Annotated in this window: 23 protein-coding genes and 2 riboswitches; of the genes, 1 reads left to right on the forward strand and 22 read right to left on the reverse strand. The window is 27.4% G+C overall.

Annotation, left to right across the window (positions count from 1 at the left end):
* Positions 1-15 precede the first annotated feature (15 nt).
* From IC758_RS10415 to IC758_RS10505, 19 genes are all read right to left on the reverse strand, one after another.
* On the reverse strand, positions 16-807 hold the full coding sequence (locus tag IC758_RS10415) for a class I SAM-dependent methyltransferase (protein ID WP_227823946.1): 792 nt from the start codon (positions 805-807) through the stop codon (positions 16-18).
* Positions 808-839: 32 nt separating this feature from the next.
* Positions 840-1,427 (reverse strand): TetR/AcrR family transcriptional regulator, encoded by a 588-nt coding sequence (locus IC758_RS10420; protein ID WP_227435143.1) that lies wholly within the window; start codon positions 1,425-1,427, stop codon positions 840-842.
* 176 nt (positions 1,428-1,603) lie between these two features.
* Positions 1,604-3,016 carry a hypothetical protein gene (locus tag IC758_RS10425; RefSeq protein ID WP_227860402.1) on the reverse strand — a complete coding sequence of 471 codons (1,413 nt, stop codon included), beginning with the start codon at positions 3,014-3,016 and terminating at the stop codon, positions 1,604-1,606.
* A gap of 151 nt (positions 3,017-3,167) precedes the next feature.
* Positions 3,168-4,466, reverse strand: a complete 1,299-nt coding sequence (locus tag IC758_RS10430; protein WP_227435141.1) for an acyl-CoA thioesterase/bile acid-CoA:amino acid N-acyltransferase family protein — start codon at positions 4,464-4,466, stop codon at positions 3,168-3,170.
* Positions 4,467-4,823: 357 nt separating this feature from the next.
* Complete coding sequence (locus tag IC758_RS10435) at positions 4,824-5,699, reverse strand: kinase (RefSeq protein WP_227823948.1); 876 nt, start codon at positions 5,697-5,699, stop codon at positions 4,824-4,826.
* Positions 5,700-5,881: 182 nt separating this feature from the next.
* Entirely contained in the window at positions 5,882-6,568 is a 687-nt protein-coding gene (locus tag IC758_RS10440; RefSeq protein WP_227435139.1) for a DUF554 domain-containing protein, read from the reverse strand.
* A 51-nt stretch (positions 6,569-6,619) separates the two neighbouring features.
* A complete protein-coding gene (locus IC758_RS10445; RefSeq protein WP_227435138.1) occupies positions 6,620-7,159 on the reverse strand; it encodes a prolyl-tRNA synthetase associated domain-containing protein in 540 nt (179 codons plus the stop codon).
* A 59-nt stretch (positions 7,160-7,218) separates the two neighbouring features.
* On the reverse strand, positions 7,219-7,851 hold the full coding sequence (locus IC758_RS10450) for a cyclase family protein (protein WP_227482638.1): 633 nt from the start codon (positions 7,849-7,851) through the stop codon (positions 7,219-7,221).
* An 83-nt stretch (positions 7,852-7,934) separates the two neighbouring features.
* Positions 7,935-9,017: an SIR2 family protein gene (locus IC758_RS10455; RefSeq protein ID WP_227435136.1), complete on the reverse strand. Its 1,083-nt coding sequence runs from the start codon at positions 9,015-9,017 to the stop codon at positions 7,935-7,937.
* Between the two features lie 138 nt (positions 9,018-9,155).
* Positions 9,156-10,502: a M20 family metallopeptidase gene (locus IC758_RS10460; RefSeq protein WP_227435135.1), complete on the reverse strand. Its 1,347-nt coding sequence runs from the start codon at positions 10,500-10,502 to the stop codon at positions 9,156-9,158.
* Positions 10,503-10,571: 69 nt separating this feature from the next.
* Positions 10,572-11,852 (reverse strand): aminotransferase class I/II-fold pyridoxal phosphate-dependent enzyme, encoded by a 1,281-nt coding sequence (locus IC758_RS10465; RefSeq protein WP_227823951.1) that lies wholly within the window; start codon positions 11,850-11,852, stop codon positions 10,572-10,574.
* Between the two features lie 123 nt (positions 11,853-11,975).
* Positions 11,976-12,236, reverse strand: a complete 261-nt coding sequence (hfq, locus tag IC758_RS10470) for an RNA chaperone Hfq (RefSeq protein WP_003428780.1) — start codon at positions 12,234-12,236, stop codon at positions 11,976-11,978.
* Positions 12,237-12,351: 115 nt separating this feature from the next.
* Positions 12,352-13,287 carry a tRNA (adenosine(37)-N6)-dimethylallyltransferase MiaA gene (gene miaA / locus IC758_RS10475; RefSeq protein ID WP_227823952.1) on the reverse strand — a complete coding sequence of 312 codons (936 nt, stop codon included), beginning with the start codon at positions 13,285-13,287 and terminating at the stop codon, positions 12,352-12,354.
* 38 nt (positions 13,288-13,325) lie between these two features.
* Positions 13,326-15,311, reverse strand: a complete 1,986-nt coding sequence (mutL, locus tag IC758_RS10480) for a DNA mismatch repair endonuclease MutL (RefSeq protein ID WP_227823953.1) — start codon at positions 15,309-15,311, stop codon at positions 13,326-13,328.
* Positions 15,312-15,321: 10 nt separating this feature from the next.
* Positions 15,322-18,165 carry a DNA mismatch repair protein MutS gene (mutS, locus tag IC758_RS10485; protein WP_227823954.1) on the reverse strand — a complete coding sequence of 948 codons (2,844 nt, stop codon included), beginning with the start codon at positions 18,163-18,165 and terminating at the stop codon, positions 15,322-15,324.
* Between the two features lie 162 nt (positions 18,166-18,327).
* Positions 18,328-19,062 (reverse strand): ABC transporter ATP-binding protein, encoded by a 735-nt coding sequence (locus IC758_RS10490; protein WP_227823955.1) that lies wholly within the window; start codon positions 19,060-19,062, stop codon positions 18,328-18,330.
* Positions 19,031-20,050, reverse strand: a complete 1,020-nt coding sequence (locus tag IC758_RS10495) for an ABC transporter substrate-binding protein (protein ID WP_227482632.1) — start codon at positions 20,048-20,050, stop codon at positions 19,031-19,033. Before IC758_RS10495 ends, IC758_RS10490 begins: the two co-directional genes overlap by 32 nt.
* A gap of 21 nt (positions 20,051-20,071) precedes the next feature.
* Positions 20,072-20,842, reverse strand: coding sequence for an ABC transporter permease (locus IC758_RS10500; RefSeq protein WP_227435129.1), 771 nt, complete (start codon positions 20,840-20,842; stop codon positions 20,072-20,074).
* Positions 20,817-21,107 carry an MTH1187 family thiamine-binding protein gene (locus IC758_RS10505; protein WP_227435128.1) on the reverse strand — a complete coding sequence of 97 codons (291 nt, stop codon included), beginning with the start codon at positions 21,105-21,107 and terminating at the stop codon, positions 20,817-20,819. Before IC758_RS10505 ends, IC758_RS10500 begins: the two co-directional genes overlap by 26 nt.
* A 130-nt stretch (positions 21,108-21,237) precedes the next feature.
* A riboswitch (TPP riboswitch) is annotated at positions 21,238-21,337 on the reverse strand.
* A gap of 470 nt (positions 21,338-21,807) precedes the next feature.
* Positions 21,808-21,897: riboswitch (cyclic di-GMP riboswitch) on the forward strand.
* Between the two features lie 53 nt (positions 21,898-21,950).
* On the opposite strand from IC758_RS10505, the gene IC758_RS10510 reads away from it, so the two are divergent.
* Positions 21,951-22,127 (forward strand): hypothetical protein, encoded by a 177-nt coding sequence (locus IC758_RS10510; protein WP_227435127.1) that lies wholly within the window; start codon positions 21,951-21,953, stop codon positions 22,125-22,127.
* 413 nt (positions 22,128-22,540) lie between these two features.
* Here IC758_RS10510 and IC758_RS10515 read toward each other — a convergent pair whose 3' ends face one another.
* The 3 genes from IC758_RS10515 to IC758_RS10525 all read right to left on the reverse strand — a co-directional run bounded on the left by IC758_RS10515 (position 22,541) and on the right by IC758_RS10525 (position 25,104).
* Positions 22,541-23,305: a hypothetical protein gene (locus IC758_RS10515; RefSeq protein WP_227834327.1), complete on the reverse strand. Its 765-nt coding sequence runs from the start codon at positions 23,303-23,305 to the stop codon at positions 22,541-22,543.
* 84 nt (positions 23,306-23,389) lie between these two features.
* Positions 23,390-23,956 (reverse strand): metallophosphoesterase, encoded by a 567-nt coding sequence (locus IC758_RS10520; protein ID WP_227834326.1) that lies wholly within the window; start codon positions 23,954-23,956, stop codon positions 23,390-23,392.
* A gap of 140 nt (positions 23,957-24,096) precedes the next feature.
* Positions 24,097-25,104 (reverse strand): M56 family metallopeptidase, encoded by a 1,008-nt coding sequence (locus IC758_RS10525; RefSeq protein ID WP_227834325.1) that lies wholly within the window; start codon positions 25,102-25,104, stop codon positions 24,097-24,099.
* Positions 25,105-25,452 lie beyond the last annotated feature (348 nt).

Below are 25,452 nucleotides of genomic sequence, written 5' to 3' on the forward strand. Positions count from 1 at the left end.
TTTAACTTCTATTATTTATTTTCTGAATATATCAATAGCATGACTCGTAACGCCTATTAAATCTTCGCGTTCACAAGTAGCAAAGTGATATTTCAAATATAACTCAAATTCTTCATCATCCATAGCATCGACTGCTTCACGCATACATAGGGCTAAACCATCCGATGCGACGTAATGCAGTCTTGTTACAGGAAAAACAGCCATCAAATCGTCAATGTTTTCTTTACGGACAAGTTCAAACAAATCCTTAGGACCTGACTTGGTAGCAAATGTCTGTGGGTCAATCAAGCCCTTTTCAATATATTCAGCTACATTGATATTTCCTCGGTTGAACCCTTCATCAATAAGGCAGCCATCAGATATAACATATGCAGCAAAAATCACACCACCATGTTTTGTTACACGGATAGCCTCATGTAGAGCTTGTTGTTTATCCTCTTTGCTATAAAGATGATACAACGGACCTAACAACAATGTAATGTCATATTCATTGTCTGAGAAAGCAGACAAATCCATAGCATTACCTTGAGTAATAGTTATATTTTCATTTGATTGAATATTTTTACGGAAAATTTCTATGTTATGTTCGACCAATTCGACTGCATCAACGTCATATCCCTGACGTGCCAGCGTGTGAGAATATCGACCAGTTGCAGCACCAATTTCAAGCACACGGTCGCTAGGTTTTAAGTACTTTTCAATATAATGCATAGTAGTTAGGAATTCAACTGTTCCATGCTTTAATGCCAACCGACTATCTTCGTCGTAATTATTGTAAAAATCAATTAAGTATTGGTTTATTTTCATATTGCACCCCCTTATGTATTAGTTAGTAAACATCAAATAGATAAATTCCAATCCTTTTTTTCTTGTCTTATAAAAGCTGATAATATATTTTTCAACATTTTTTCGGCACTATTTCTATCTAATGTCAATTTTTTCGTTGCTGTTAAGACAGCTATGCCATGAGTATAAAGAAATAAATCTAAAAATATGACTTTTGCACATTCTAACTCTATTCCAATACTTTCAGAAAAAAGCCTTGCCTTTTTTTCATTATCAATTTCTTTGTAGAAATCATTTGGATCTTCCATCATCAAATCTAAATCGTTTATAAACAACAACTTAAATAAATGTGTTTCTTCTTGAGCAAATTCAATGTATGAAAGTGGAAGTAATAAATATTGACTGACATTTTCAGAATTATGATAATTAATAACATACTGATTATAGTATTCATATGCAAAAGCAAGAAATTCACCTTTTAATTCATCCATATTTTCATAGCAAGTAAAAATTGGTCGAGTGGAACATTGTAATTTACTTGCGATACTCCTTGCATTTACAGTTTCAAATCCTGTTTCTCTTGTAATATCCAAGACAATATTCAAAATCATTTCTTTCGTTATTTTTGCTTTAGGTGGCATATAAATTCACTTCTCCATTAAATTTTTATAAAATACATACGTTATATAACAATTGTTGCACATTAAAAAAATTATGTCAAGAAATAGTTTTGCATTTTTTATCATTCCTGAAGCTGACAAATAAAATATGAGTTGCAATTAATCTATTAATAGACGATTGCAACTCATATTTTACTTTAAATACTTTTCTTTTTACATGATATTTCATATACATAATCTTCTGATGAATTAATATCACTTTCTTTTGAATTAATATTACTTTCTTTTCTTTTTTTAGAATCAATTAAGACAAAATATAGTATAAAACCTACAACAAGTCCCCAGGTTCCACCTTTAGCAGCAATCACGCCACCCATCAGCCCAATTAATCCTCTCTCTACGCCAGTATCACATAGTTCCATTGATAGTTTAGTACATAAGTAACCTTGAACTAAAAGTGTCACTGATAATGCTAATGGTATAAGAGGCGTAGCTATTTGGGCAATTGGATAAAAGCAGATAAAAATAGCTGAAACCCATACCAACGTACCCATACCACTAAAAATAGACTGCATTGCTTCCTTTCCAACCTTATATCTTTGAGCAACACTTCCAGTAAGAGTTGCAGCTAATGGACCACACATAGCTATATATGGAGAAATAACTGCCATAACAATATTTCTTATCCCACTTATAATATTAGACCTATTAGAATTAAAATCAATATACTCATCTGTTCTGTTTTTACTTTCAGAAAGAACTAAATTTTCACCTGTTATAAAATCACCAAATGCAATTATATATATCATGAAAGCCATTGGCAATCCTTGTATAAATAATATTAGACTTGGAAAACCTATTCCAAAAGGAGATACTGTATCTATTAATTTTTGAAAATCCATTATATAAATAATATTTTCAAAATTAAAGCTAGGAATTCCTATTTCTTTACTAAATATTCCTATAATTAAACTCACTAAAATAGCTGGAACCACTCCATATTGACCTAATCGAAATAAAAGCTTATTCTTTACTTTTAGAGCATCGAATTTTTCAGAAAACATTACAAAGCAAGCAACTAAAATCCCAACTGTTATAGATATTGGATAAGATTCAAATCTGCCTTTAGGGCTAAATTCTGCTATTACAGTTGATATACCAACTCCCATAAGTATTCCACCTTTGATGGAATTTGGGATTCTATTTACTAGTTTTCCAGCTATACCTGTTATACCCATTAAAATAAATATAATTCCTAAATCTATTTGTAAAGCTGTTAATGCTTGTATTCTTTCAATACCAATATTGAACTTTAACAAATATGCAGTTGTAAGAGTTATAGAAGCTGTAATCCAGCCAGGAACTACTGGGTCTCCCATAAAAACATGCAGGCAATACAATATTGAGTTAATGATAGCCATACTCCATGCTACTTCATAGGGTAATCCTAATATTTGCGTGCTAAGTCCAATAGTTCCTAAGCTTGTCATACTTGATATTATGCCTTGAATAGCTTCCGGTTTCTCAAATCTGTAATGTATAAATGGAATTCGTATCTTAAACATTCCAAATTTTATGTGAGGCTGTTCACTTCTAGTGAGTCTTTCCATAATTTCACTCCACCTTTCAATAACTCTTATTAATTGTTTATAAATTATCAATCTTGTTAAAACTAGTATATAACATATAAATTACATAAACAATAAATTAAAATTGTAAAATTGATAGATTTTGTGCATATATAGAAAGATATATCCATTTTTATTTTTTTATATCGATTGATAAAGGTTCTTTATAAAATTCAATAGTTCTTTTCCATGATTCAAACTGTCCTTTTGCATTACCTTTTACAGTTCCTCCTGAAGAAAATATTCCTCCAGCCATATTCATAGATAAAGTTTCACTTAGAGGTACAATATATGGAATTGGTAAAGGATGTCCCATCTTATCATATGTTAATAGTTCCACATTATATTGGTAATTATTTCTTTTAAGTTTTTCTATGATTTCTACACAACCATCATAACTATTCCAAATATTATCTTCTTTTCCAGAAATCATAAGAATGTCAGCTTCAGAATTTTCTACTTTTATCCTAGCCTCTTCTTTATTGTCTGCCCTTTCAATACTTTTCTTATAAGTACTGGCAAATCCAAATGGAATTCCTTTTTCTATATCTTTTTTCTGGTCTTCAAAGAATATATTATTGTCTACCTTGATATATGGAAGTGGCTTACCTTTATATGACCATGATGAAGTATCTTTTCCATTCATTTGTCCATCAAGTGCTTGAAAACAATACGCATGAGGCTGTGATACTACTACTTTTTTAATTTGTTTATATCTTGAAGCAAGTAAAAGTGCTAACTCACCACCTTTTGATGTCCCATGTACAAATATTTCTTTAGTATTAGTGATTTCATCTTCACTAATCCATTTAAATATTTTTTCAAAGTATTCTAATGGTACTTCTTCTAATTTACTTGGCAATCCTTCTAGAGCAAAATAAGCAACTGCTAGTACATTGAACCCTCTAGATGCAAGTGGAGCTGCCAGGAGTTCTAAAGCATCTAAATTTCCATCAGAACCCCCTAAAACTAAAATTGTTTTATTACTAGAGTTTTGTTTATAAAATAATTTTCCTATAAATTCATCAGATATATCTTTTGTGATAATATCTTCTGTTTTGAACAATCTCTTCAACTTAACTTCTTTTCTTTCAATATCAGATTCAAATATCATATTCATGATTATTGGTTTATCAATAGATATATTTTCTGCAAAATTTTCACCTTCAGTTTTTGATTTTTTCAGAGAATATATTAACCCCATGCAGTCAGTAGTTTTATAAGTCCCTTCTACAGGTTCAATTGAATCTAAATCCACTTCTCCTTTTTCATTTGAATAAAATACCCCATAAGATGAGAATTCCTCTCCTTTACACCATGGAAATTCCATTTTCATAGATACTCTTAATTTACTATTTGGAATTAAGCCTGAAACTATAACTTTAATTTTATCATCTACAAGTGATTCTGCATTGTATATATTTACTTTCATAATTGATTCCTCCATGTAATAATTATTGCTCATGATTTATATATTTGAAATAGCTTTCTTTAGCAAGCTATGAATAATCCAAATATAAGACATCATGTTGACTATTTCATTATATCAACTCGAACCAATTTAGTCAATATATTGTCTTTTCTATTTACTTAAAATTATTTTAGTAATATGAGCTATTCGTAATTTAAAATTTTGCTTATATTGAGTGATAGAAAAAATAAAACCACTCCTTTAAAGAAATGGTTTTATCTAGAAAATATAAATTATTTTTTAGTAAGCTTAATAAGTATTTTTTATTTAAAATTTTAGTACAAACATGTATTTCTTTATTTATAAATTTTACAAAATTTATGCATTGGCAAAAGTGTATATGGCATTAACCCTTGCTATATATAGATTTTCATCACTACAACCAATATATTTAGCATACTTTTCAATCTTCTCTCTTGCATTTTCAGCATCACTTTCATCGCTCTCTACTAGTTCATTTATATAAAGGTCCATTAAAGAAGCCTTATATTCTTTTATATTATATCCTAAAAATTCAGTTAATCTTTCAATCTCCTTACTAAAATCTCCATCTTCCTTTACCAAAAACTCGTATACATCTTCTCTATATGGATTTAATGTTATTATTTGTTTTACAACCTTACACTCATCTGCTTTTCCAATAAAACCATCTTTGTAATTATTAAACAAGGCATTAGATTTTTTTATAGATTCTTCATCAATATAAGAATGGACTTCACTGACTCTATTTTCTATAAGCGCATCTATTACAGCATAATGAATTTTGAAACAATCATTATACAAATAATTGCTCATTTTTTTTACTGTAGATTCTATTTCTAAAAAATTTGCATGATTATTTTTTTTATTCTTATTTGGTATGATAAAAGTTTTATTTAAGTTATTAAAAAGCCTTTTAAAATCTAAATATTTTTCACAATAAACACTTTTAAAGGTATCAATATCTATAGTTATAATTCCAAAACTCACTATAGTCTCGATTCCTTTCTTAAAAGATTCCTCTATATATTTTTCTCCTAGATTTAGACCTCTATCTGATATTTGTTTTAGATTTTGAAAATTATTTAAACAATCTCTCTCAAAGTTTTTAGAAATTTCTAAAGCATACAATTTAAAAATTTTTCTTATCTTATTATAATTATTTTTTGTATCATCAAACCTGATAATAGCTCCATTTACATCAAATGTAATCATTGAGTTTTAACCTCCCCCATTAGTTTCATCAATAAAATAAATTTAATATAAACTTTATAATCATAATATTAAACTTATTTCTACTATAATTATTAATTTGATGATGAAAGCCATTTTCCTTCTAAATAAAAAATTTGTCTAAAGTTTTTAAAAAAATTAGACAAACTTTAAGTTTTTAATCTCTAAATTACTCCAAATACACCAAATAATATTGGTATAAATATGGCTGGTAATAGATTTGCTACTTTTATATTTGTTAGCTTAAGTACATTTAAACCAAGTCCTATAATTAATAAACTTCCTGCAGCTGTCATTTCTGTAACTACAGGGTCACTTAAAAATCCATTTAAAAATGATGCCCCTAAACATATAATACCTTCATATAAAAATACAGATACAGCAGAAAACATTACACCTATACCTAAAGAAGCTGTAAATATAACAGAAGCTATCCCATCTATTACTGATTTTACAAATAAAGTATCATGGCTTCCTGTAAGTCCACTTTCTAACGAACCAACTACTGCCATAGCCCCTATACAAAATAACAAACTAGATGATATAAAACCTTCAGCAATAGAATCCTTTTTATTGCCTTTAGAAAACCTACTCTGCAAAAATGCACCTAATTTATTTACCCATTTATCAATATCTATTAACTCTCCTATTAAAGCTCCTAAAGCTATAGATATTATTGTCACTAGTGTATTCTTTCCCTCTAGTGCTCCTGATATCCCTATATATAATACACATAGGGCAATTCCATTCATTATAGTATCACTTACTCTTTGAGGTAAACCACCTTTGATTATAAGACCTACTATACACCCACCTGCGATTGCTAGACTATTTGCTATTACTCCAAACATTTTTTCTCCCCTCGATTAGTTAATTAAATTTTGCTTAAGTTCATTAAAAACTTAAATGTCAATGATTTGTAGTGGATATTCCAAATATTCCAAAAATTTTTCAAATCCTTTTTTTGATATATTTACAGTTTTAGTATTTATATTTGGATGAAAATTTAAATACTCTTCTTTAATTACATCCTCATCTATGTAAAGCTCTACTTTTCTTTCTGTATCATTTACTAATGAAAAAGGATTTACACTTCCAGGAAGAAGTTTAAGTACATTGTATAATCTTTCAGGCGAAGCAAATGATAACCTAGAACTTCCTATTTTTTCTTTAACTGAATTTAAATCAACATGTTTATCCCCTCTAACTACAATTAGATAGTATTTGTTTCCTTTAGCATTTCTTAAAAATAAATTTTTACACTGACATCCTTTTGTTATATCATTTAAAATTACTAACTGCTCTGCTGTATATACAGCTTCATGTTCTACTACCTCATATTTAATATTTAACTTATCTAAAATATTGTATATTTTAGTTTCATTTAAATTTACTTCAGTTGCATCTGATAATTCTGTTATTTTATCTTTTACATCACTCATCATGCTATATTCTCCTTTAATACTTTGTATATTACACTTCTCCTGTTTTATAGTAAATATTATTCTACTATGGCTATTGCTCTTACTGGAGCACCATCAGCGTCATTATACTTAAATGGAGCTGCTATAAATAGAAATCTTTCTGGCACAGCTTCTAAATTTGTAAGATTCTCTATTATTATTTTACCTTTTTCAAATAAAATGTGATGTACCTTAAAAGCTGATGTGTCGTATCTATCTACAGATAACATATCAATTCCTATTCCCTTTAGATTACTATCAGCTATATAGTTTGCAGCCTCTTCTGTTAATGTAGGATAACCTACATAATATTGCTTTTTATCCCAAAACTTTGACCAACCTGATTTAAATATTATAAACTCACTACTTTTTATTTCATCTTCATATTTTTTTAGATATTCTAATTCTATGTTTTTGCTTCCTTGCTCAAGTTCTAATACATAAGCCTTACCGACAAAATTTTCTATATCCAATGTATCTAAGGATTCACCTTTAGTATACATATGTTTTGGTGAATCCATATGAGTTCCATTGTGAGAAAATACACTGATTAATGTTTCTTGATATCCATTTTCTTCAATAATAGCTACTTTTTTTATATCAGGTCTATTAGTCTCTGCATATACAGGCATATCATTATGTGTCACATGAGTTAAATCAAAAACCTTCATTTTTTATACCCCCTATGTTTTATTTTCTATTATATACCTAAATTCACTTTATTTCTATTGGATTTTATCCTATTATTGCCAAATTAGTATATACTTTTTATAAAATTTAATGGGTTCATAGAAAAATCTTGAAAAGAATTATCAGTAAATATAACATCTTCTCCTAAAAAACGCTTATATCTTCTTTCTTCTTTTTTTAAAGTAATCCTTTGTTTTTGTGAATGATTATTAAACACCATTATTTTAAGAGGTGTTTTTCCACCATTTGTTTGTACTCTTTTTAACATATATTTTATATGCATATCAGCCTCTGGAAATGAATACCCACAAAATACCAGAAGGTCAGCCTCTCTCAAAGTTTTTTCTGTCTCATTCCAAACATTACTTAAAAATATATTTGACATATTCTTAAAATATGTTGGTGGAACTATGATTGGTTCTGTCAGTTCTCCACACTCCAAACATTTTGTTTCTGAACTATTTTCAATTAGTTTCATAACACCACCTTCATGTGGTGTAAGAGTTAAACTATTGCAAATAGGACAGTAAAGCCAGTTCAATGAACCATGTATCTTATAGAGTTTAATTAATGGTTCTTTTGGTTTTCTCCAGTTTAATTCTTCCTTAAAATTAGTAAATTCTACACCATAATCAAGCATAATAGGCAAATCATTTTTATCTCTTAAGCCAGTAACTGTATTGTCTATATGTATATCATAATTTGCACTAATAAAAGTTGTATCAAGGAGTAAATCATTTTGTAAAAGATTTTCAACTAAAAGTTTGTGATATTTATTATCTGTTCTAGGTGTATTATGAATTGCTTCAGCCATCAATAGTATTAAATACTGTCTTAAAAAACGTATACTATCACTTCTATTATTTAAATTTTCAAGTCCAAAATTTCTAAAGGCTTCTCTTCTTTGTTCTGCTAAATCTAAAAGCCCTAAAACTTCTTCAAATGTTGGAAAATTTGCATTATCTAGATTATCTTTTCTTATGTCAATATTAAACATTTGTTTAAAAAAGGCATACAATTCTCTATTCATATCAGTATCATAATTTTTAGGTTTTAATTTCTTAAAGTATTCACTAAATAATTCATTTTGAATGGGTAAATTTTCTGCAGCTGAAGCTCCTGCTCCCAAAAATATAGCTATTTTCATATAATTCCTCCTATATAAACATTACTATTATTTTTTATATCTATTAAATATTTATCTTATTAACTTATTTAATAATACAACAATAAAGCTGTCTTTTACTAGAAAAAATCCTATTACAAGACAGCTTTATATTTATATTTAAATCTTTAATAATTCATAAATAGAAAGAGCATATATTTGAGCAGCTTTTACAATATCCTCTACTATCAAATGTTCATTAGCTTGATGCTCAGTTTCTGGTTTCCCTGGGAAAATAGCTCCAAAGGCAACACAATTGTCTAAAGCTCTTGCATAAGTTGCTCCTCCAGATGAAAGAGGTGTTCCATCAAGACCAGTTTCCTCTTCATATACTTTTCTCAATGTTTTAACAAGAAGTGTATCTTCTGGAACATAAATTGAATCTAAGAAATCATATTCTTTATAATCTAAATTATATTTATCTGTTATTTTCTTTAGTTCTTTTACAAAATCATCTTTTTTATATGTTACAGGAATTCTTACATCAATTCCAGCAAATTCTTTTTTACTATCAATAGTTACTTTACCTATATTTACTGTTAATTTTCCTGATACATCATCCTTGCAATTAGGAACTATATTGTTTCCATTAGCATCTTCACCAATAACTTCTGCTAAAAACTTAATTATATTAGAATCTATTCCTATATTATTAAGAGCTATACAAAGTCTAGCTACTGCATTTATACCAGTATCACTAGCTGCTGAATGAACACTTTTTCCTATTATACATATTTTATTGCCTTCAACAGTGTATTCAAAACCTAATTTATCTAATTCTTTTTTTAACTTATCAGAATATTTTCCAATATAAACTGCTTTTCCTGGAACTGCATTTAAAGCCTTCCCAACTGATAATTCTATATCACTTTTACTCTCACATGTTAAATGAACTTGTAAAAGACCTTTTTCTGCATTTGTTATTGGAAATCTAGAATCAGGAGTAAATCCATAGTCTGGTACTTCTTCATTATTTTCTTTGTATTTATTTATACATCTCCAAAGATTTTCTTCATCAGCTCCAAAAATGAATCTTATTCTCTTATTTAAATCTATATTTAAATCCATAAGAGCTTTTACTGCATAAATTGCTGATATTGTAGGTCCTTTATCATCTTGTGTTCCTCTTCCATATAACTTACCATCTTCTAAAACACCTTCAAATGGTGGATAATTCCAGCTTTCTAAGTCACCTTCTGGAACTACATCAACATGACCAAGTATACCTATCATTTTTTCACCTTGTCCTATTTCTGCATAGCCATAATATCCATCTTTATATACTGTTTTAAACCCTAAAGATTTACATAAGTCTAAAATACCTCTTAAAGCCTTATCTATATTTTCTCCAAATGGGAAATTTTTAGTTGGCTCAGATATAACACTAGGTATTTTTACACTTTCTTGTATTGAAGAAATCATTTCATCTTGTAGAGAACTCACTTTTTCTTTAATTTGTTCTTTCATAATTATCACCCTTCAATTCTCATCATAATATACTAGTAAATATTTTGACCTTTTAAAAGAAAAATATGCTTACTTTTTTAGTTTTTTTATAAATTCAATTGCTTTTAAAGTACCCATTTTAGAGTGGTCAAATGTAAGCCCTCCTTGGAAGTAAACATTATAAGGAGGTCTTATTGGAGCATCTGCACTTAGTTCTATAGAAGAACCTTGTATAAATGCTCCTGCTGCCATTATAACTTCACTTTCATATCCAGGCATATCCCAAGGTACAGGTTTAACATAAGAATCAACTGGAGCAGCTTCTTGTATTCCTTGGCAAAAACTTATGACTTCATCAGCATTATTAAGTCTAATACACTGAATAATATCACTTCTTAAATCATCATGTTTTGGCAATACATCATATCCTAATTTTTCAAAAGCTCTTGAACAAAATATAGCTCCCATCACAGCTTGAGATACTACATATGGTGCTAGGAAAAATCCTTGAAGAACATTTCTAGTAGTTCCAAAAGTAAGACCACATTCTTTACCTATTCCAGGAGAAGTCATTCTATATGATATAAGCTCAATTAAATCTTTTCTACCAGCTATATACCCACCTGTTAATGCAAGTCCACCTCCAGGATTTTTTATTAGAGAACCAGCCATAACATCTGCTCCAACATCAGTTGGCTCTTTAGTATCTAGAAACTCACCATAACAGTTATCAACCATTACTATAACTTCTGGTTTAACAGATTTTATTACATCAATGGCTTCTTTTATATCACTAATTGAAAGTGATTTTCTCCAAGAATACCCTTTTGACCTTTGTATCATAACAAGTTTAGTTTTATCATTTATTTTTCTTTTAATTCCTTCTAAATCCAAATTTCCATCTTCTAAAAAATCTACATCATCATATGTAACACCATATTCTTTTAAAGAGCCTTTTTCTTCTCTTATACCTATAACACCCTCTAAAGTATCGTATGGTCTTCCAGTAACAGATAGAATTTCATCTCCTGGTCTGACTATTCCTTGTATACATAAAGTGAGTGCGTGTGTTCCATTTACAATTATTGGTCTTACAAGAGCATCTTCTGTATTAAAAACTTTTGAATAAATTTCCTCTACTTTTTCACGTCCAATATCATTATATCCATATCCTGTAGTCCAATTAAAATGCATGTCACTTAATTTAGATTCTTGCATAGCTTTTAAAACTTTATATTGATTGTATTCTCTTATTTCTTTTATTTCCTCAAACTTATATTTTATATCTTCCATTATTTCTTGTGATAATTTAAAAGTATCATCATCTATACCATAGTAACCTTTCAATAATTCTTTTGTCTCATTAAGCATTTTATCACCTGTCTCTTTGTTATTTTATTTAAACATATCAAAGGAGACTATTTTACTAAAACAAATAAATTGTAGTTTATAAGTTAGCATAAGTCTCCTTTTAATTATCTTAAATTAAATTAGTTATCTATTGTTATTGTTGTTATTATTTTGATTTTGATTAGTTAAATTAATATATTTACCAGGTTGTATAGTCGAAACAGCATGTTTATAAATCATGTTTTGTTGTCTATTGTCCCCTTCTATCAATATTATATAACTGTCAAATCCTTTTACAAGCCCTTTGACTTGAACTCCATTGACTAAATATATAGTAACAGGTATCCTTTCTTTCCTAGCATTATTTAAAAACAAATCTTGTAAATTTAAAACTGTATTTTTCATTAGATTTGTACCCTCCCAAGATTAAATTGAACATCTAAAATATTCCTATCTTATATTCTATATAAGTTATGATAAATTTTCAATATGAAGTTGTATACTTAAAAATTTATATATATTATTTTATAGAATTTTTAATATATATAATTATTTCATTTTTTAATAAATCTATATCTTCATATTTATCCAAATCAAACCATTTTGCTGTTTCATATCTTTTAAACCAAGTTATCTGACGTTTTGCATACCTTCTAGAATCCCTTTTTATTATTTCAATGGCCTCTTCATATGTATATTCTCCATCTAGATACTTCAACATCTCTTTGTATCCTATACCTTGCATTGATATCATATCTTTTTTAAATCCCATATTTAGGAGTTTTTTAACTTCTTCAACTAAACCACTCTCTATCATGATATCGACTCTCATATTTATTCTTTCATACAAATGCTCTCTATCTCTATTCAAAACTATTATTATAGGTTGATAATCGTCATTAAATTTTAAGTCACTTGAAAAATCATTCATTTTATTACCACTTAAACAAACTTCAAGTGCTCTTATAACTCTCTTTGTATTGTTTTTATGAATTCTATCAGCAGCTTCTTCATCAAGTAATTTTAATCTATCATGCATGTAATCTATTCCATTCTCAAGAAGTTGTTTTTGAAGTTCTTTTCTTAATTCATTATTAGCATCAGATTTTGCAAAATCCATATTGTATATTAAAGAATTGAGATAAAGACCTGTTCCTCCAGTCACTAAAACACACTTTCCCTTTTGATTTATTTCAGATATATATTTTTTTGCCCTTTGTTGAAATTCTGAAACTGAAAATGGATAGTCAGGTTTAACCTCATCTATAAGATAATGCTTTACTCCTTGCATTTCCTCAGATGTAACTTTTGCACTTCCAATATCCATATATTTATATATTTGCATAGAATCTGCTGAAATTATCTCTGCATCCATATCTTTTGCTAACTTTATTGACAAATCAGTCTTTCCAACAGCAGTTGGACCTGTAAGTATTATAAGTGGTATTTTTTTCATAACATTCCTTTCCATATATTTTAAATATCCAAAATATTTTACATAATTCTTTTAAACATTTTTTCTATTTCGGTCTTAGAAATTTCAACCATTATAGGTCTGCCATGAGGACACGTAAATGGATTCTCACAATTTTCTAATTGTTCCAATAAGCTTTTTATCTCAATATCATATATTTTATCATTTGCTTTTATAGCAGACCTACATGCCATAGATGCAAATCTCTCACCTTTTAAATCATAATTACTTGTAATCTCATCTATATTATCAATTATTTGAAGTATAAACTTTTCAGTTTCTGGAATTCCAAATATAGTTGGAACACATCTTATCATTACATGATTGTTGCCAAAAACTTCTAATTCGAAACCAAATTTCATAAATAACTCTAAATTATTTTCAATTTGAAGCATATCTACATTTGATACTTCAAGAATTACTGGGTCTAAAAGTATTTGCATATTGATATCTTGTCTATAGAACTTATCCATATATCTCTCATACAAAACTCTTTCATGTGCAGCATGTTGGTCTAACAAATACATAGAATCATCTTTACTTAGAATTATATAAGTATTAAATACGACTCCAATTACAGAATATCCATATAAAGAAAATCTTTGTTTTGAATTAGTTAAATATTCCTCTTGGCTGTCTTTAATACTTCTTTCTAAATAATTACTATCTTCATTTTTAGAACTATCAATTTGTTTAGGCCTATCAACTTGAAATTCTTCTTGTATATTGTCATTTACAACCTCTTCTTCTAAAGAGCCCGTATTTTTTAATTCATTTTCTATATTTGCATTTAAAACTTCGCTTACAGAAGGAAATTCGTCTATTGGTTTTTCACTTGATAAACTTACAACTTCAATGAATTCATCTTTCTCTTTAGTTGTATTATTATTTTTTGAATTAGCTTCAATGAAGTTCTTATTTTTAAATTCATAATCTGTACTTTTTTCTCTACTATTGATAGCAATTCGAGGCTGCGTTTTTTTATCATTATATGTAGCATACTTTCCAATAAGGTTAGAATGTATTAATTTAACTTTTAAAAAATCTCTTAGCTCTATATACACTTCTTGTTCTTTTTCAAATTTAACTTCAAGCTTATTAGGATGTATATTTACATCAATACCTGCTGGGTCTACTTCTATATTTAAAAAACAAACAGCATGCTTACCTATTGGAATTATAGACTTATAACTTTCAGTTATTGCATCTATAATTATTTTACTTTTTACAAATCTTTTATTTATATAGATATGTTGCAAGTTTTTATTGGAACGATAGATGTTATTATTTCCTATATATCCATCAATTTTAAAGTGATTGCATTTAAATTCTATATTTATTAGGTTTTCCGTTATTTCTTTTCCATATATACTCCTAATAGTATTTATGAGCTTTCCATCACCTGGTGTATTTAACATTTGTTTATTATTATTTGTATATTTAAATTGGATATTAGGATTGCCTATTGCAAGCTTATTTATCAAATCACTTATGTTTATGGTTTCAGCATGGGTAGATTTCAAAAATTTCTGTCTTGCTGGTGTATTAAAGAAAATCTCTTTTATAATGATTGTTGTACCATTAGTGGAACCAATTGGCTCCTTTGAAACTATTTTTCCACCTTCTACAAATATTTTAGTTCCAACCATTTCATCCTTGGTTTTAGTAATCATTTCTAATTTTGATATAGCTGAAATAGATGCTAATGCTTCTCCTCTAAATCCAAGAGAGTACAAATCATATAAATCATCAATTTTTTTAATTTTACTAGTAGCATGTCTTAAAAATGATTTCTCAACTTCGCTTGAAGGTATTCCTATTCCATTATCTGTGATTTTAATTAAGGTTTTTCCTCCATCAATGATATCTATAGAAATCTTATTTGCACCTGCATCAATAGAATTCTCAATTAATTCTTTTAATGCAGAAGACGGTCTTTCTACTACTTCTCCTGCTGCTATTTTATTTATAGTCAAATCATCTAGGATGTTAATTATATTTTTCATTTTTACACCTCTAAGATTTTATTTCTTTTGCTTTTTTTTGAAGATTGTAAAGAGAATTTATAGCATCTAATGGAGTCATATTTAAAATATCTAAGTTTAAAATTTCTTCTGACAATATATCTCTCTTTACACTATCAAAAGATATTTGAGTTAGTGCTAATTCCTTTACAGAATCTTCTTTATCAATTTCTTCTTTACTATCCTTTTTCTTCATTGAAATAACTTCATCGTTTAACGTTTTAAACTTAGAATTTAGTTTATCATAATCCTTTTTCATGTGTTTATAATCTTTTACTATAAGCTCATGCTCTATTTTTAGAGATTCGTATTTATTTTTAAAATTGCTCTGATTTACCTTAAGTAGTTCTTCATCTAAATCATTATTAATCACAATAGTTTTTTCTTTATCTCCATTTATTGCTACACTGTTATAAACATGATTTTTTTCTAAATCCTTAAGTATATATTTTGCTCTATCTATGACTTCATCTGGCAATTTAGCTAATTTAGCAACATAGATTCCATAACTCTTATCTGCACCTTGAGGAATTATTTTTCTTAAAAATATTATTCCCTCTCCATCTTCTTTAACTGCTATTGAATAATTTTTAACCTCTTTAAATTCTTCTTCTAAATCAGTAAGTTCATGATAATGTGTTGCAAATAGTGTCTTACATCTAATATTCTTTTGAATATATTCTACTATTGACCATGCTAAACTTATACCATCATAAGTACTAGTTCCACGTCCTATTTCATCTAAAATAACTAAGCTTCTTTCAGTAGCATTTTTTAATATAAGAGATACCTCATTCATCTCTACCATAAAAGTAGATTGTCCTTGAGATAAATCATCACTAGCCCCTACTCTTGTAAATATTCTATCTAATATCGGTACATTAGCATATTCTGCTGGAACAAAAGAACCTATATGTGCCATAAGTGCTATTATAGCAGTTTGTCTCATATATGTTGACTTACCAGACATATTAGGTCCAGTTATTATGTTAATGATGTTTTCTCCACGATTTAAATATGTATCATTTGGAACAAAATTTTCTTCACCTACTATATTTTCAACAACTGGATGTCTACCATTTCTTATATCGAGTTTATTATTTTCGTTTATCTGTGGTTTTATATAGTTGTTTATGTGAGCAACTGTTGCCAAAGATACAAAAACGTCTATATTAGCTATAATCTTAGCTACTTTTTGTATTCTGTCTATATTTTTATATATAGTATCTCTTATACTTACAAATATCTCATATTCTAGAGATTTAATTTTCTCTTCAGCATGTAGTATCTTTTCTTCTATTTCTTTTAACTCTGGAGTTATATATCTTTCTGCATTACTAAGTGTCTGCTTTCTTATATATGTCTCATCTAGTTTTGCTTGTTTAAAGTTAGCCTTTGTTATTTCTATATAATATCCAAATACTTTATTAAATCCTATTTTTAATGATTTAACTCCTGTCTTTTCTCTTTCTCTATTTTCTATTTCTTTTATAAGAAAAGCACCATTTTTAGAAATATCCCTCAATTCTTTAAGTTCATCACTAAAATCAGACTTAATTATATTCCCATCTTTTATAGTTATTGTAGGGTCTTCCAAAATGGCTTCATCTATTAAACTGTATATATCGTCCAACTTGTCCATTTCTGATACATACTCTTTTAATCTATTTGCATTTGATAAGTCTATTGTGTCTTTTAGATTTGGTAATTTTTCTACTGAATTTTTTAAGTGAACTAATTCTTTTGGTGTTACTCTTTCAAATGCTATTTTCCCACATATTCTTTCTATATCATATATATTTTTAAGTATATCATTTAAATCTTCTCTTAGTATAAAATCATCTTTTATTTCTTCTATTACATTTAATCTATTTTCAATTTTAGGTTTATTTATCAGAGGCTCTTCTACATATTTTCTTAGAAGTCTTCCTCCCATTGCAGTAGATGTTTTGTCTAAAACATGTAATAGTGAACCTTTCTTTTTATTTCCTCTTATAGTCTGAGTAAGTTCTAAATTAGTTCTAGTAAACATATCTAAGACCATATACTCTGATGAATTGTATATATTTATATTATTAATATTGGATGTTATCTGCTTTTGAGTGTTATATATATAGTTTAGAAGAATTGATAAACTAGATTTTATAAGACCCTTATCATCAAACTTTAATTTTTGTAGATAAACCTCTGGAAAATACTCTTTTAATATATTTATATCTAAATAGTTGTCGCTAAAACTTTCATTTATGTATATGTTGCTTACAGTAGCTATATCTCTAAGTTTTTCTATAAAATTCAAATCATTTATAATTATTTCTGTAGGATGAATTTTTGCAATTTCTTCTATTACTTTATCTTCATTCAGACAAGTTGCATTAGCTTCTCCTGTACTTATATCTACATAAGTTAAACCTATATTGGCGTCATCTTTATATAAAGATAATAAATAATTATTCTTTTTATTTTCAAGTAAATTTCCATCTAGAACTGTTCCAGGAGTAATAACTCTTATTACCTCTCTCCTAACAATTCCTTTTGCAGTAGATGGGTCTTCCATTTGCTCACCTATTGCTACTTTATATCCATTTTCTACTAACTTTGATATATATGAATTGGCTGAGTGAAATGGTACTCCACACATAGGAGCACGTTCTTCTAAACCACAGGCTTTCCCTGTTAATGCTATTTCAAGAGCTTTTGAAGCTACTAATGCATCTTCAAAAAACATTTCATAAAAATCTCCCAATCTAAAAAACAGTATACAATCTTTATATCTATTTTTTACTTCAAGATACTGTTTCATCATAGGAGTTAATTTATTCATATCTATTTGCATTATTAAACCTCCTTCTTTTCTAATTAAATATTATATCATAGTACTTGATTATTATTAACATAATATATAAAATTTTGACGTATAACTAAAAAACAATCCAAAATGCTGATTGCACTTTGGATTGTTAAGTTTAATAATCACTAGGTAAAAACGTATAGAATTTTATAATAAAGATATTATCTCTTTTTTCAGTTTAATAACATACTCAAGATTATCTTCATTTATATTTCTATTATCTATGATAAATTCTTTTTTTACTATTGATGGTTTTTTTGAAATAACATAAATTCTATTTGATAGCATTATAGCTTCATCAATATCATGAGTTATAAGAAGTATCGTTGAATTTACTTTTTTCTTAACTTCTAAAAGCCATTTTTGCATAGATGTTTTAGTTAATGAATCGAGTGCACCAAAAGGTTCATCTAAAAGCATTATGTCATTAGAATTTATAAAAGTTCTCAAAAAATTAGCTCTTTGTCTCATACCTCCAGAAAGCTCTGATGGATATTTATACTCATACCCTTCCAAACCAAAAACCTCAAAGTAGTGTTTTACCATAGACCTAGCTTTGCTCTTTTTTTCTTTTTTTAGTACCAATGGAAGAGACACATTATCTATTATAGTTTTATATGGTAAAAGTAAATCTTTTTGATACATGTAGCTATAATTACCGTTTATGTTTACCATACCACTATTATAGTCTGTCAATTGAGTTATAATATTAAAGATAGTACTTTTTCCACATCCGCTTGGTCCCAATATAGAAACAAATTCGCCTTCATAAACATCAATACTTATATCTTTTAAAACATCTACATCTTTATATGTCTTTGATACATTTTTTATAGATATTTTTGCCTTTTTATTGTGGTAAGAATTCATTTGTGTAAGCATCACTTGCCTTCATATCCTTATCTATTAATTTATATTCTTTTAAGAATGATGTATAGTTATTCCATACACTATCTTTCATTTCTCCCCATCTTGGTGCATCATCTTTATATTTACTTGCTAAATATTCTTGACTCTTTATTGCTAGTTTTTCATCTACCTCAGGAGCATGCTTTACTAAAATTTTTGCAGCATCTTCAGGATTTTTTATTGCATACTCATAACCTTTTGTTGTAGCTTTTAAGAATTTCTTAGCAAGTTCTGGGTTGTCTTTAAGTACAGTCTCATTAGAAATTATAAGTGGTGTATAATAATCTAATCTTTCATCTAGGTCTTTTACTGGTATAAAGTTTAAATCATAATCAATTAAATTAGCTTTAACTACATCCCAACCTTCAAATATCCATGCAAAATCTACAGTTTTCATAGCTGCAAAGAAATCATCTTGACCAGTATTAACTATCTTTAATTTATTAAAGTCAGCTCCATTTTTATTCATAACTGCTTTAAAAACAGCTTCTTCTGATGGAGAACCCCAACCTCCATAAGTTTTTCCTTCAAAATCTTTTGCTGTAGTTATGTTTTTTTCTTTTGGAGATGCAAATCCAGAAGTATTGTGTTGTATAACAGTAGCTACAGCTTTTATTGGAAGTGGGTCTTCACTAGTTTTTGCGTAAGTAACTTGCTCTTGATAACTTATACCAAAGTCAGCCTTTCCTGTTGCTACTAAAGTCTCAGCTCCACTTTCAGGTGGTTGTACTATTTCAACATCCAAGCCTTCTTCTTTATAATAACCTTTATCAAGCGCCACAAATAATCCAGTATGATTAGTATTTGGTGTCCAATCAAGTACAACAGTCACTTTTTTAGAAGAAGTATCTTTACTATTTTTTTTGTCTTTATCACTATTATTTCCAGAAGAACATCCAGTTATTGTTGCTAATGTAAGAGCACTTACTAAACCTAATATTCCTAATTTTTTGAAATTCATAATATCCTCCCTCAAGTACATTTAATCTTCTAATCTATGTTTTATAACAACTTTTTTTATAGCTTGTACAATTCCTACAAATATTAAGCTAAATATAACTACTAATATAGTAGATGCAAATACTTTATCAAGTGCATATGCACTTTTTGACCTTAGCATATAAACACCAAGACCTTTAGTTCCACCTAACCACTCTGCAACAGTTGCTGCCATTACAGCATAAGTAGAAGATATTTTAAGTCCAGAAAAAAATTTATCCATTGACATAGGAAATTTGAGATGAATAAAAGTATTAATCTTATTTGAATTCATAGTCTTAAACAAATTTAAATAATCTTTATCAATATTCTCAATACCATCTACAAAACTTATTAATATAGGGAAAAAACACGTAAGTGTTACCATCAATATTTTTGGCATTGTTCCAAAGCCAAACCAAATCATAAAAAGTGGAGCTATTATTATTGTAGGTATCATTTGAGTCACTAACATAATAGGATAAAGACATTTTTTTATTATCAATACAAAATCCATTAATATTCCAATTATTAAAGATATTATTATTGCAACTATAAAGCCAAATATTGCTTCTCCTATAGTAACCATGGCATGCATGGATAAATTTTGATAATCTTTAAAAAATACATTAATTATATCTATTGGTGTAGGCAGTATATATTGAGGAACTCTTAAAACTTCTACCACAGATTGCCAAAAAATAAGTATAAACAAAAATGTTGCTATTGGATATATACTATTTTTGACTTTATCTATGATTTCTAAGTTTATCATCTATAGTTAAACCTCCAGCTTTTTCATCTACTCTAGCTACTGTTATAACTCTTTCACATCCAAGATTAAAAGGGATTTTATGTACTTTTTTTAGCAGTTCAAAAACTTCATCAAAATCACCTTCAACAGTAGTACTCATTGCTCCTATTTCACATTTAAGACCACTGTTTTCAATTTCTGCTATACAAGCATCTACTACTTTATACATTTCTTCTTCACCTTTGTAAGGTCTTAGTGGCATTACTGCTATGTCTGCAATTACCATTTAAATCACTCCTTTTAAAATAATTAATACCTACTAGGTATATTTTGTTTTTTATTAAAATATTTTATAGATAAAAACATAGTATATTTAAATAAAATAAAAGTCTTATCCAAAATAGGATAAGACTTATTTTTATCTTTACTGGTCTCCCTACACTGGCATTATCCAAACAGGTTCAAAGGGTCGAGATAAAATCTCCTCTCAGCATATTAGCTCCCCGAAATATATTATATCTTTTCTACTTGATTATACTACACTTATCATATTTTAACAAATTTTTTATTTATATCATATATTTTATTTGTATTAAAATTTACAAAACTATTATAGTAGTTTATGATTTATTGTCTTTATTCCCACTAATTTTTTAAAATTTCAATAACCATCTTTTATTTACTATAGCTTTATTCTGTTAATGCTATTATTTTTGATATAATAGATTTTTATACACATATATTTATTATCTATACTCTTTTTAATATATTGAACACTTCCTGTTGATTAATTTTGTGATACTTCATCAATATAATTCAAATAAATTAATAATATAACTTTACAGTTCCTTTTACACAACAAGCTTTATTACATAATTTACTTGTATGTTTTATTTTTAAAGGACAAAATAACTTTTATATTTAATTTTTTTAGTTTATATATTGAAAAATAAAACGTTTTCCTGTAATATTATAATCGTAGAATAAAACTAACTAGGCAAAACTAGAGAAATTTAGTGACGCAAAGCTATAGGGACTAACACTTATAAAATAAGTTATGTCAGCCAGTTGCCAAAAAGATATTTTCTTTTTGTTTTTTATGAAAGTTTTTTAGGGGGATAAATAATATATGTTTATGAATAAAATAGATAGATGTACACATATACTAACTGCCTATATATGTAGTTCATATGACTACTGTAATTTTATAGATACGCAGTTAAACGATTTTATACTAGAGTATGGTGAAAATGTTGTGGAATCTTGTTTACATCAAGTGATGGTATTGGTAAGTAAGTATAATTAAATGGATTTTATTTTCTAGAAAACCCTTTTTAGTTTTATCTACATTTTAAATGTATTATTGATATAAAATTGATAAAAAAAGATAGCAAATGAAAAAATTCTAATATAACTTTATACAGTTATATGTTCAAAATGACGTTGATAAAAAATCAGCAAATAAAAATAAAGTAGAACCACTAGAAAAACTTTTCAATTCATTAGGTAGAAAAGATTGGTAATTAGTTCATATACATTTGATTGAAGGTTTAGCCGTTTTTAAAAGAGAAACTTGAACTAGTTTCTAAAAATTTATTTAACTTATTTAAAAATATCTAGTAAAAAGCCCTTAGAACGTATTTATTTGGATTCTAAGGGCTTTTCTTTTGTTCTAAATATGTAACAACAGTCCATAAAACTAAATTTAACTACTGATTGTTATTTATATACTAATTGAATGTCATATCCTTCACTATTTTTCTTTACTTCAAATTTGTCATTCTTTTTAGGTAGTATCTCTAGTACACCATCTTGATATTTAGATTTATCTACTTTTAAACCTATCCCAAAGTCTTTTCCCTTAAAACAAGCATATGAGGAAACCTTTTTACCATTCATAAATACCATCTTAATTCTATTATCATTTTCTATATCTGCAAGATTTTTCCATTTATAACCAACTATATTGTACATCTTTTCAACACTAATATCATTGCTAAATAAATAAGCTCTGTCCCATTTGAATTTACTTAATGACGACAAATTCACTTCGCTCTTTTTATCATTTAGCTCAGATAAATTTGTTATCAAATCACCAAAATTTTCTAAGCTTTTATCTTCTTCTATCTTAGTTAACTTTGAATATTTATCTTGTACTTTCCAAGTATTATTACCTTTTTCTAATTCAAATGTTATTTTTGATATACAAGAGTTATGACTGCCTGGTTGTGTAACTATCACATTTTCACCTTTATTATTTGTATAATCATGTTGTTCAATTTCCTTATGAGTATGCCCTGCTACTATCGCATCAATTCCATCAACTTCTTTAGCTAGTTCTTGTATTCTATTACCTGGATTTTTAGGCTTTTTAGGCTTTTTAGGTTTTTCTCCACTATGTACTATGGCTAATAGTATATCTGGATTTTCTTTTTCTTTTATTTCCTTCACCCATTTTTTAGCATCATCTATCATATCATTCATATATAAATCCTGGTATGTAGCCATATCTTTTAAATCTCTGGACTTAGCCTTAATTTTATTTTCGTTTTCATCAAAATCCCATCCTTATCTGACTTCTTTGATTGTAAGACCAAGTATACCAAGCTTAACTTCACCATATTTTGTTTCAATTGTATTTATTGTGTAAGGTTTAACATAACTTGAACTGTTACTATTATATGTATTCGCAGATAAAACTTCTATATTTTCACTATTAAATTCATTTATCATTTTATCTAAATTTTTTTTAGAGCTAGAAACAAACTCATGATTACCAAGCACTACTGCATCATATTTAACTTCACTCATTTGTCTAACTATAGGTACTTCTTTTTTAATTACTTCATCTTTTTCGTAAGCATCTCGAGCCTCACTAAGATATTGCTCCATTGCTCCTAAACCATCCGAATCATAAAAATCTCCTGCATCTACTAATGTTATATTAGAGTCTTTTTTTCTTTCTTCGTTTATTTTTTCAGCTACATTATAGGTAACTTCTCCATGTAAGTCTGTAGTTGCTAATATATTGATTTCAGTGATTTTATCATTTTTAGAATTAGTGCAACCTGTCAATATCATTAGAATTGAGATTAAACATAAACTTAATACTTTGGCTTTACTTTTAAAATTCATTTTATCCCCCTATAAAACTTAATATACATAAAGTATAACAGTTGAACTAACAAACTAATTTACACTAAAATATATATTAGCGTAATTAATAATCTAATTTATTCACAATAAATCTCTAAATGTATTATTTAAAATTTACATTACTCATCTGTATTAACCTGTCCTAAGTATTTAAAATTAGAATTCTTATTTTCAATAGTTAATTGTTTTGGTAATGAATAAATTAATGATTTAGAATCAATTACATCTATTTTAAAATATGTAATCAATGATAATAAACATAAAATTAATGCCATTAAATTTCCTGTTCTATTTTTTTCATTAAACATATTAGATACTCTTTTTTTTATATCTGATTTCTTATGCAGTCCAGCTACAAATTTATTTGAAGAATTTAAATCTTTTTTCATTGCACCTATAATAGTCAAAGCATACTCTTTTTTATCTTCTATACTACGATTTTTTAAAACTCTTTCATCACAATAAAGTTCACAATCTAAATCTATAACTTTATCCATAATGTACATAAAAGGATTAAACCAATATACTATTTTTAAGAATAATACTAAATATTTAATATAAATGTCTTTACTCTTAAAATGCATAAGTTCATGTCTAAATATCCATTCAAGTTCTTTTAATTTATAATCATATGGTGGTAAAAGAACACAGGAATTAAAAAATGACGGAGTTTCAACTTCATGAGAATATTTAATCTTTACATTTTTATTTATATTAAGCTCTTTTAATAAACTATCATAAAGATTGTTTATGTCTTCATCATCAACATCATAGGACAAATCCTCTATCAGATTTTTAAGCTTAATATATTTCCATAAAGTAGAAATCAAATAAAATATCGTAACAGTAATCCAAATAGACACTAAAATAATAGTACACAAAGTAGAAATATTGTTAAAACCTTCTAAATTTACCTTATTAATATTGTGTTGATATTTCAATTCATTAAATGCAAAAGTATAATATGTAAATGGTAATAATAGTTTTATAATGACAATAAACCATATATAATAGTTAAATTTTCTACTGAAAGTTTTAAAAATAGTCATTCTAAAAACTAATAAGAGAACTATAAATAAACTACTTACTAAAACGGTTCTAAAAAAATCGTTTAAAATTGAAATCATAAATTTTCACCCCCTTATTCTAGAGTGAATTGTGGAATATTTAAAAAACAAGCACCAATATAAAAATAGCAACAGGACTATGTCTTTCTTAATACAAAGAATTCCTTCATGACACCAGTTAAAAATTCCAATATCTTTTGACAGTTGACATACTTAAATTTAATTAAATAGGATAATGACTTTTAGGTATAGCTTTTCTTTTATCTCTTTTAAGACATAATCGAGTCATCCTCTATTATCAAAAAGCATAGTTGGTTTTAATTTTATTCCATCCGAATCTTTTTTTATAAAAATTTAAATACTTCTTTTATATAATTTTGATTGTAACATAGAGCATGACATAATACC

Origin of the sequence: Clostridioides sp. ES-W-0016-02, from assembly GCF_020641035.1 — a bacterium.
GTDB lineage: Bacteria > Bacillota > Clostridia > Peptostreptococcales > Peptostreptococcaceae > Clostridioides.

Coding starts and splice junctions, on each gene's coding strand:
- IC758_RS10415 (WP_227823946.1), bottom strand. CDS start 807: ATGAAAATAAACCAATACTTAATTGATTTTTACAATAATTACGACGAA.
- IC758_RS10525 (WP_227834325.1), bottom strand. CDS start 25,104: ATGATTTCAATTTTAAACGATTTTTTTAGAACCGTTTTAGTAAGTAGT.
- IC758_RS10490 (WP_227823955.1), bottom strand. CDS start 19,062: ATGCTTACACAAATGAATTCTTACCACAATAAAAAGGCAAAAATATCT.
- IC758_RS10425 (WP_227860402.1), bottom strand. CDS start 3,016: ATGGAAAGACTCACTAGAAGTGAACAGCCTCACATAAAATTTGGAATG.
- IC758_RS10510 (WP_227435127.1), top strand. CDS start 21,951: ATGTTTATGAATAAAATAGATAGATGTACACATATACTAACTGCCTAT.
- IC758_RS10445 (WP_227435138.1), bottom strand. CDS start 7,159: ATGAGTGATGTAAAAGATAAAATAACAGAATTATCAGATGCAACTGAA.
- IC758_RS10460 (WP_227435135.1), bottom strand. CDS start 10,502: ATGAAAGAACAAATTAAAGAAAAAGTGAGTTCTCTACAAGATGAAATG.
- IC758_RS10520 (WP_227834326.1), bottom strand. CDS start 23,956: ATGAATTTTAAAAGTAAAGCCAAAGTATTAAGTTTATGTTTAATCTCA.
- IC758_RS10515 (WP_227834327.1), bottom strand. CDS start 23,305: ATGAATGATATGATAGATGATGCTAAAAAATGGGTGAAGGAAATAAAA.
- IC758_RS10435 (WP_227823948.1), bottom strand. CDS start 5,699: ATGATTACATTTGATGTAAATGGAGCTATTATCAGGTTTGATGATACA.
- IC758_RS10450 (WP_227482638.1), bottom strand. CDS start 7,851: ATGAAGGTTTTTGATTTAACTCATGTGACACATAATGATATGCCTGTA.
- IC758_RS10440 (WP_227435139.1), bottom strand. CDS start 6,568: ATGTTTGGAGTAATAGCAAATAGTCTAGCAATCGCAGGTGGGTGTATA.
- IC758_RS10420 (WP_227435143.1), bottom strand. CDS start 1,427: ATGCCACCTAAAGCAAAAATAACGAAAGAAATGATTTTGAATATTGTC.
- mutL (WP_227823953.1), bottom strand. CDS start 15,311: ATGAAAAATATAATTAACATCCTAGATGATTTGACTATAAATAAAATA.
- IC758_RS10500 (WP_227435129.1), bottom strand. CDS start 20,842: ATGATAAACTTAGAAATCATAGATAAAGTCAAAAATAGTATATATCCA.
- IC758_RS10505 (WP_227435128.1), bottom strand. CDS start 21,107: ATGGTAATTGCAGACATAGCAGTAATGCCACTAAGACCTTACAAAGGT.
- hfq (WP_003428780.1), bottom strand. CDS start 12,236: ATGAAAAATACAGTTTTAAATTTACAAGATTTGTTTTTAAATAATGCT.
- miaA (WP_227823952.1), bottom strand. CDS start 13,287: ATGAAAAAAATACCACTTATAATACTTACAGGTCCAACTGCTGTTGGA.
- IC758_RS10430 (WP_227435141.1), bottom strand. CDS start 4,466: ATGAAAGTAAATATATACAATGCAGAATCACTTGTAGATGATAAAATT.
- IC758_RS10455 (WP_227435136.1), bottom strand. CDS start 9,017: ATGAAAATAGCTATATTTTTGGGAGCAGGAGCTTCAGCTGCAGAAAAT.
- mutS (WP_227823954.1), bottom strand. CDS start 18,165: ATGCAAATAGATATGAATAAATTAACTCCTATGATGAAACAGTATCTT.
- IC758_RS10495 (WP_227482632.1), bottom strand. CDS start 20,050: ATGAATTTCAAAAAATTAGGAATATTAGGTTTAGTAAGTGCTCTTACA.
- IC758_RS10465 (WP_227823951.1), bottom strand. CDS start 11,852: ATGCTTAATGAGACAAAAGAATTATTGAAAGGTTACTATGGTATAGAT.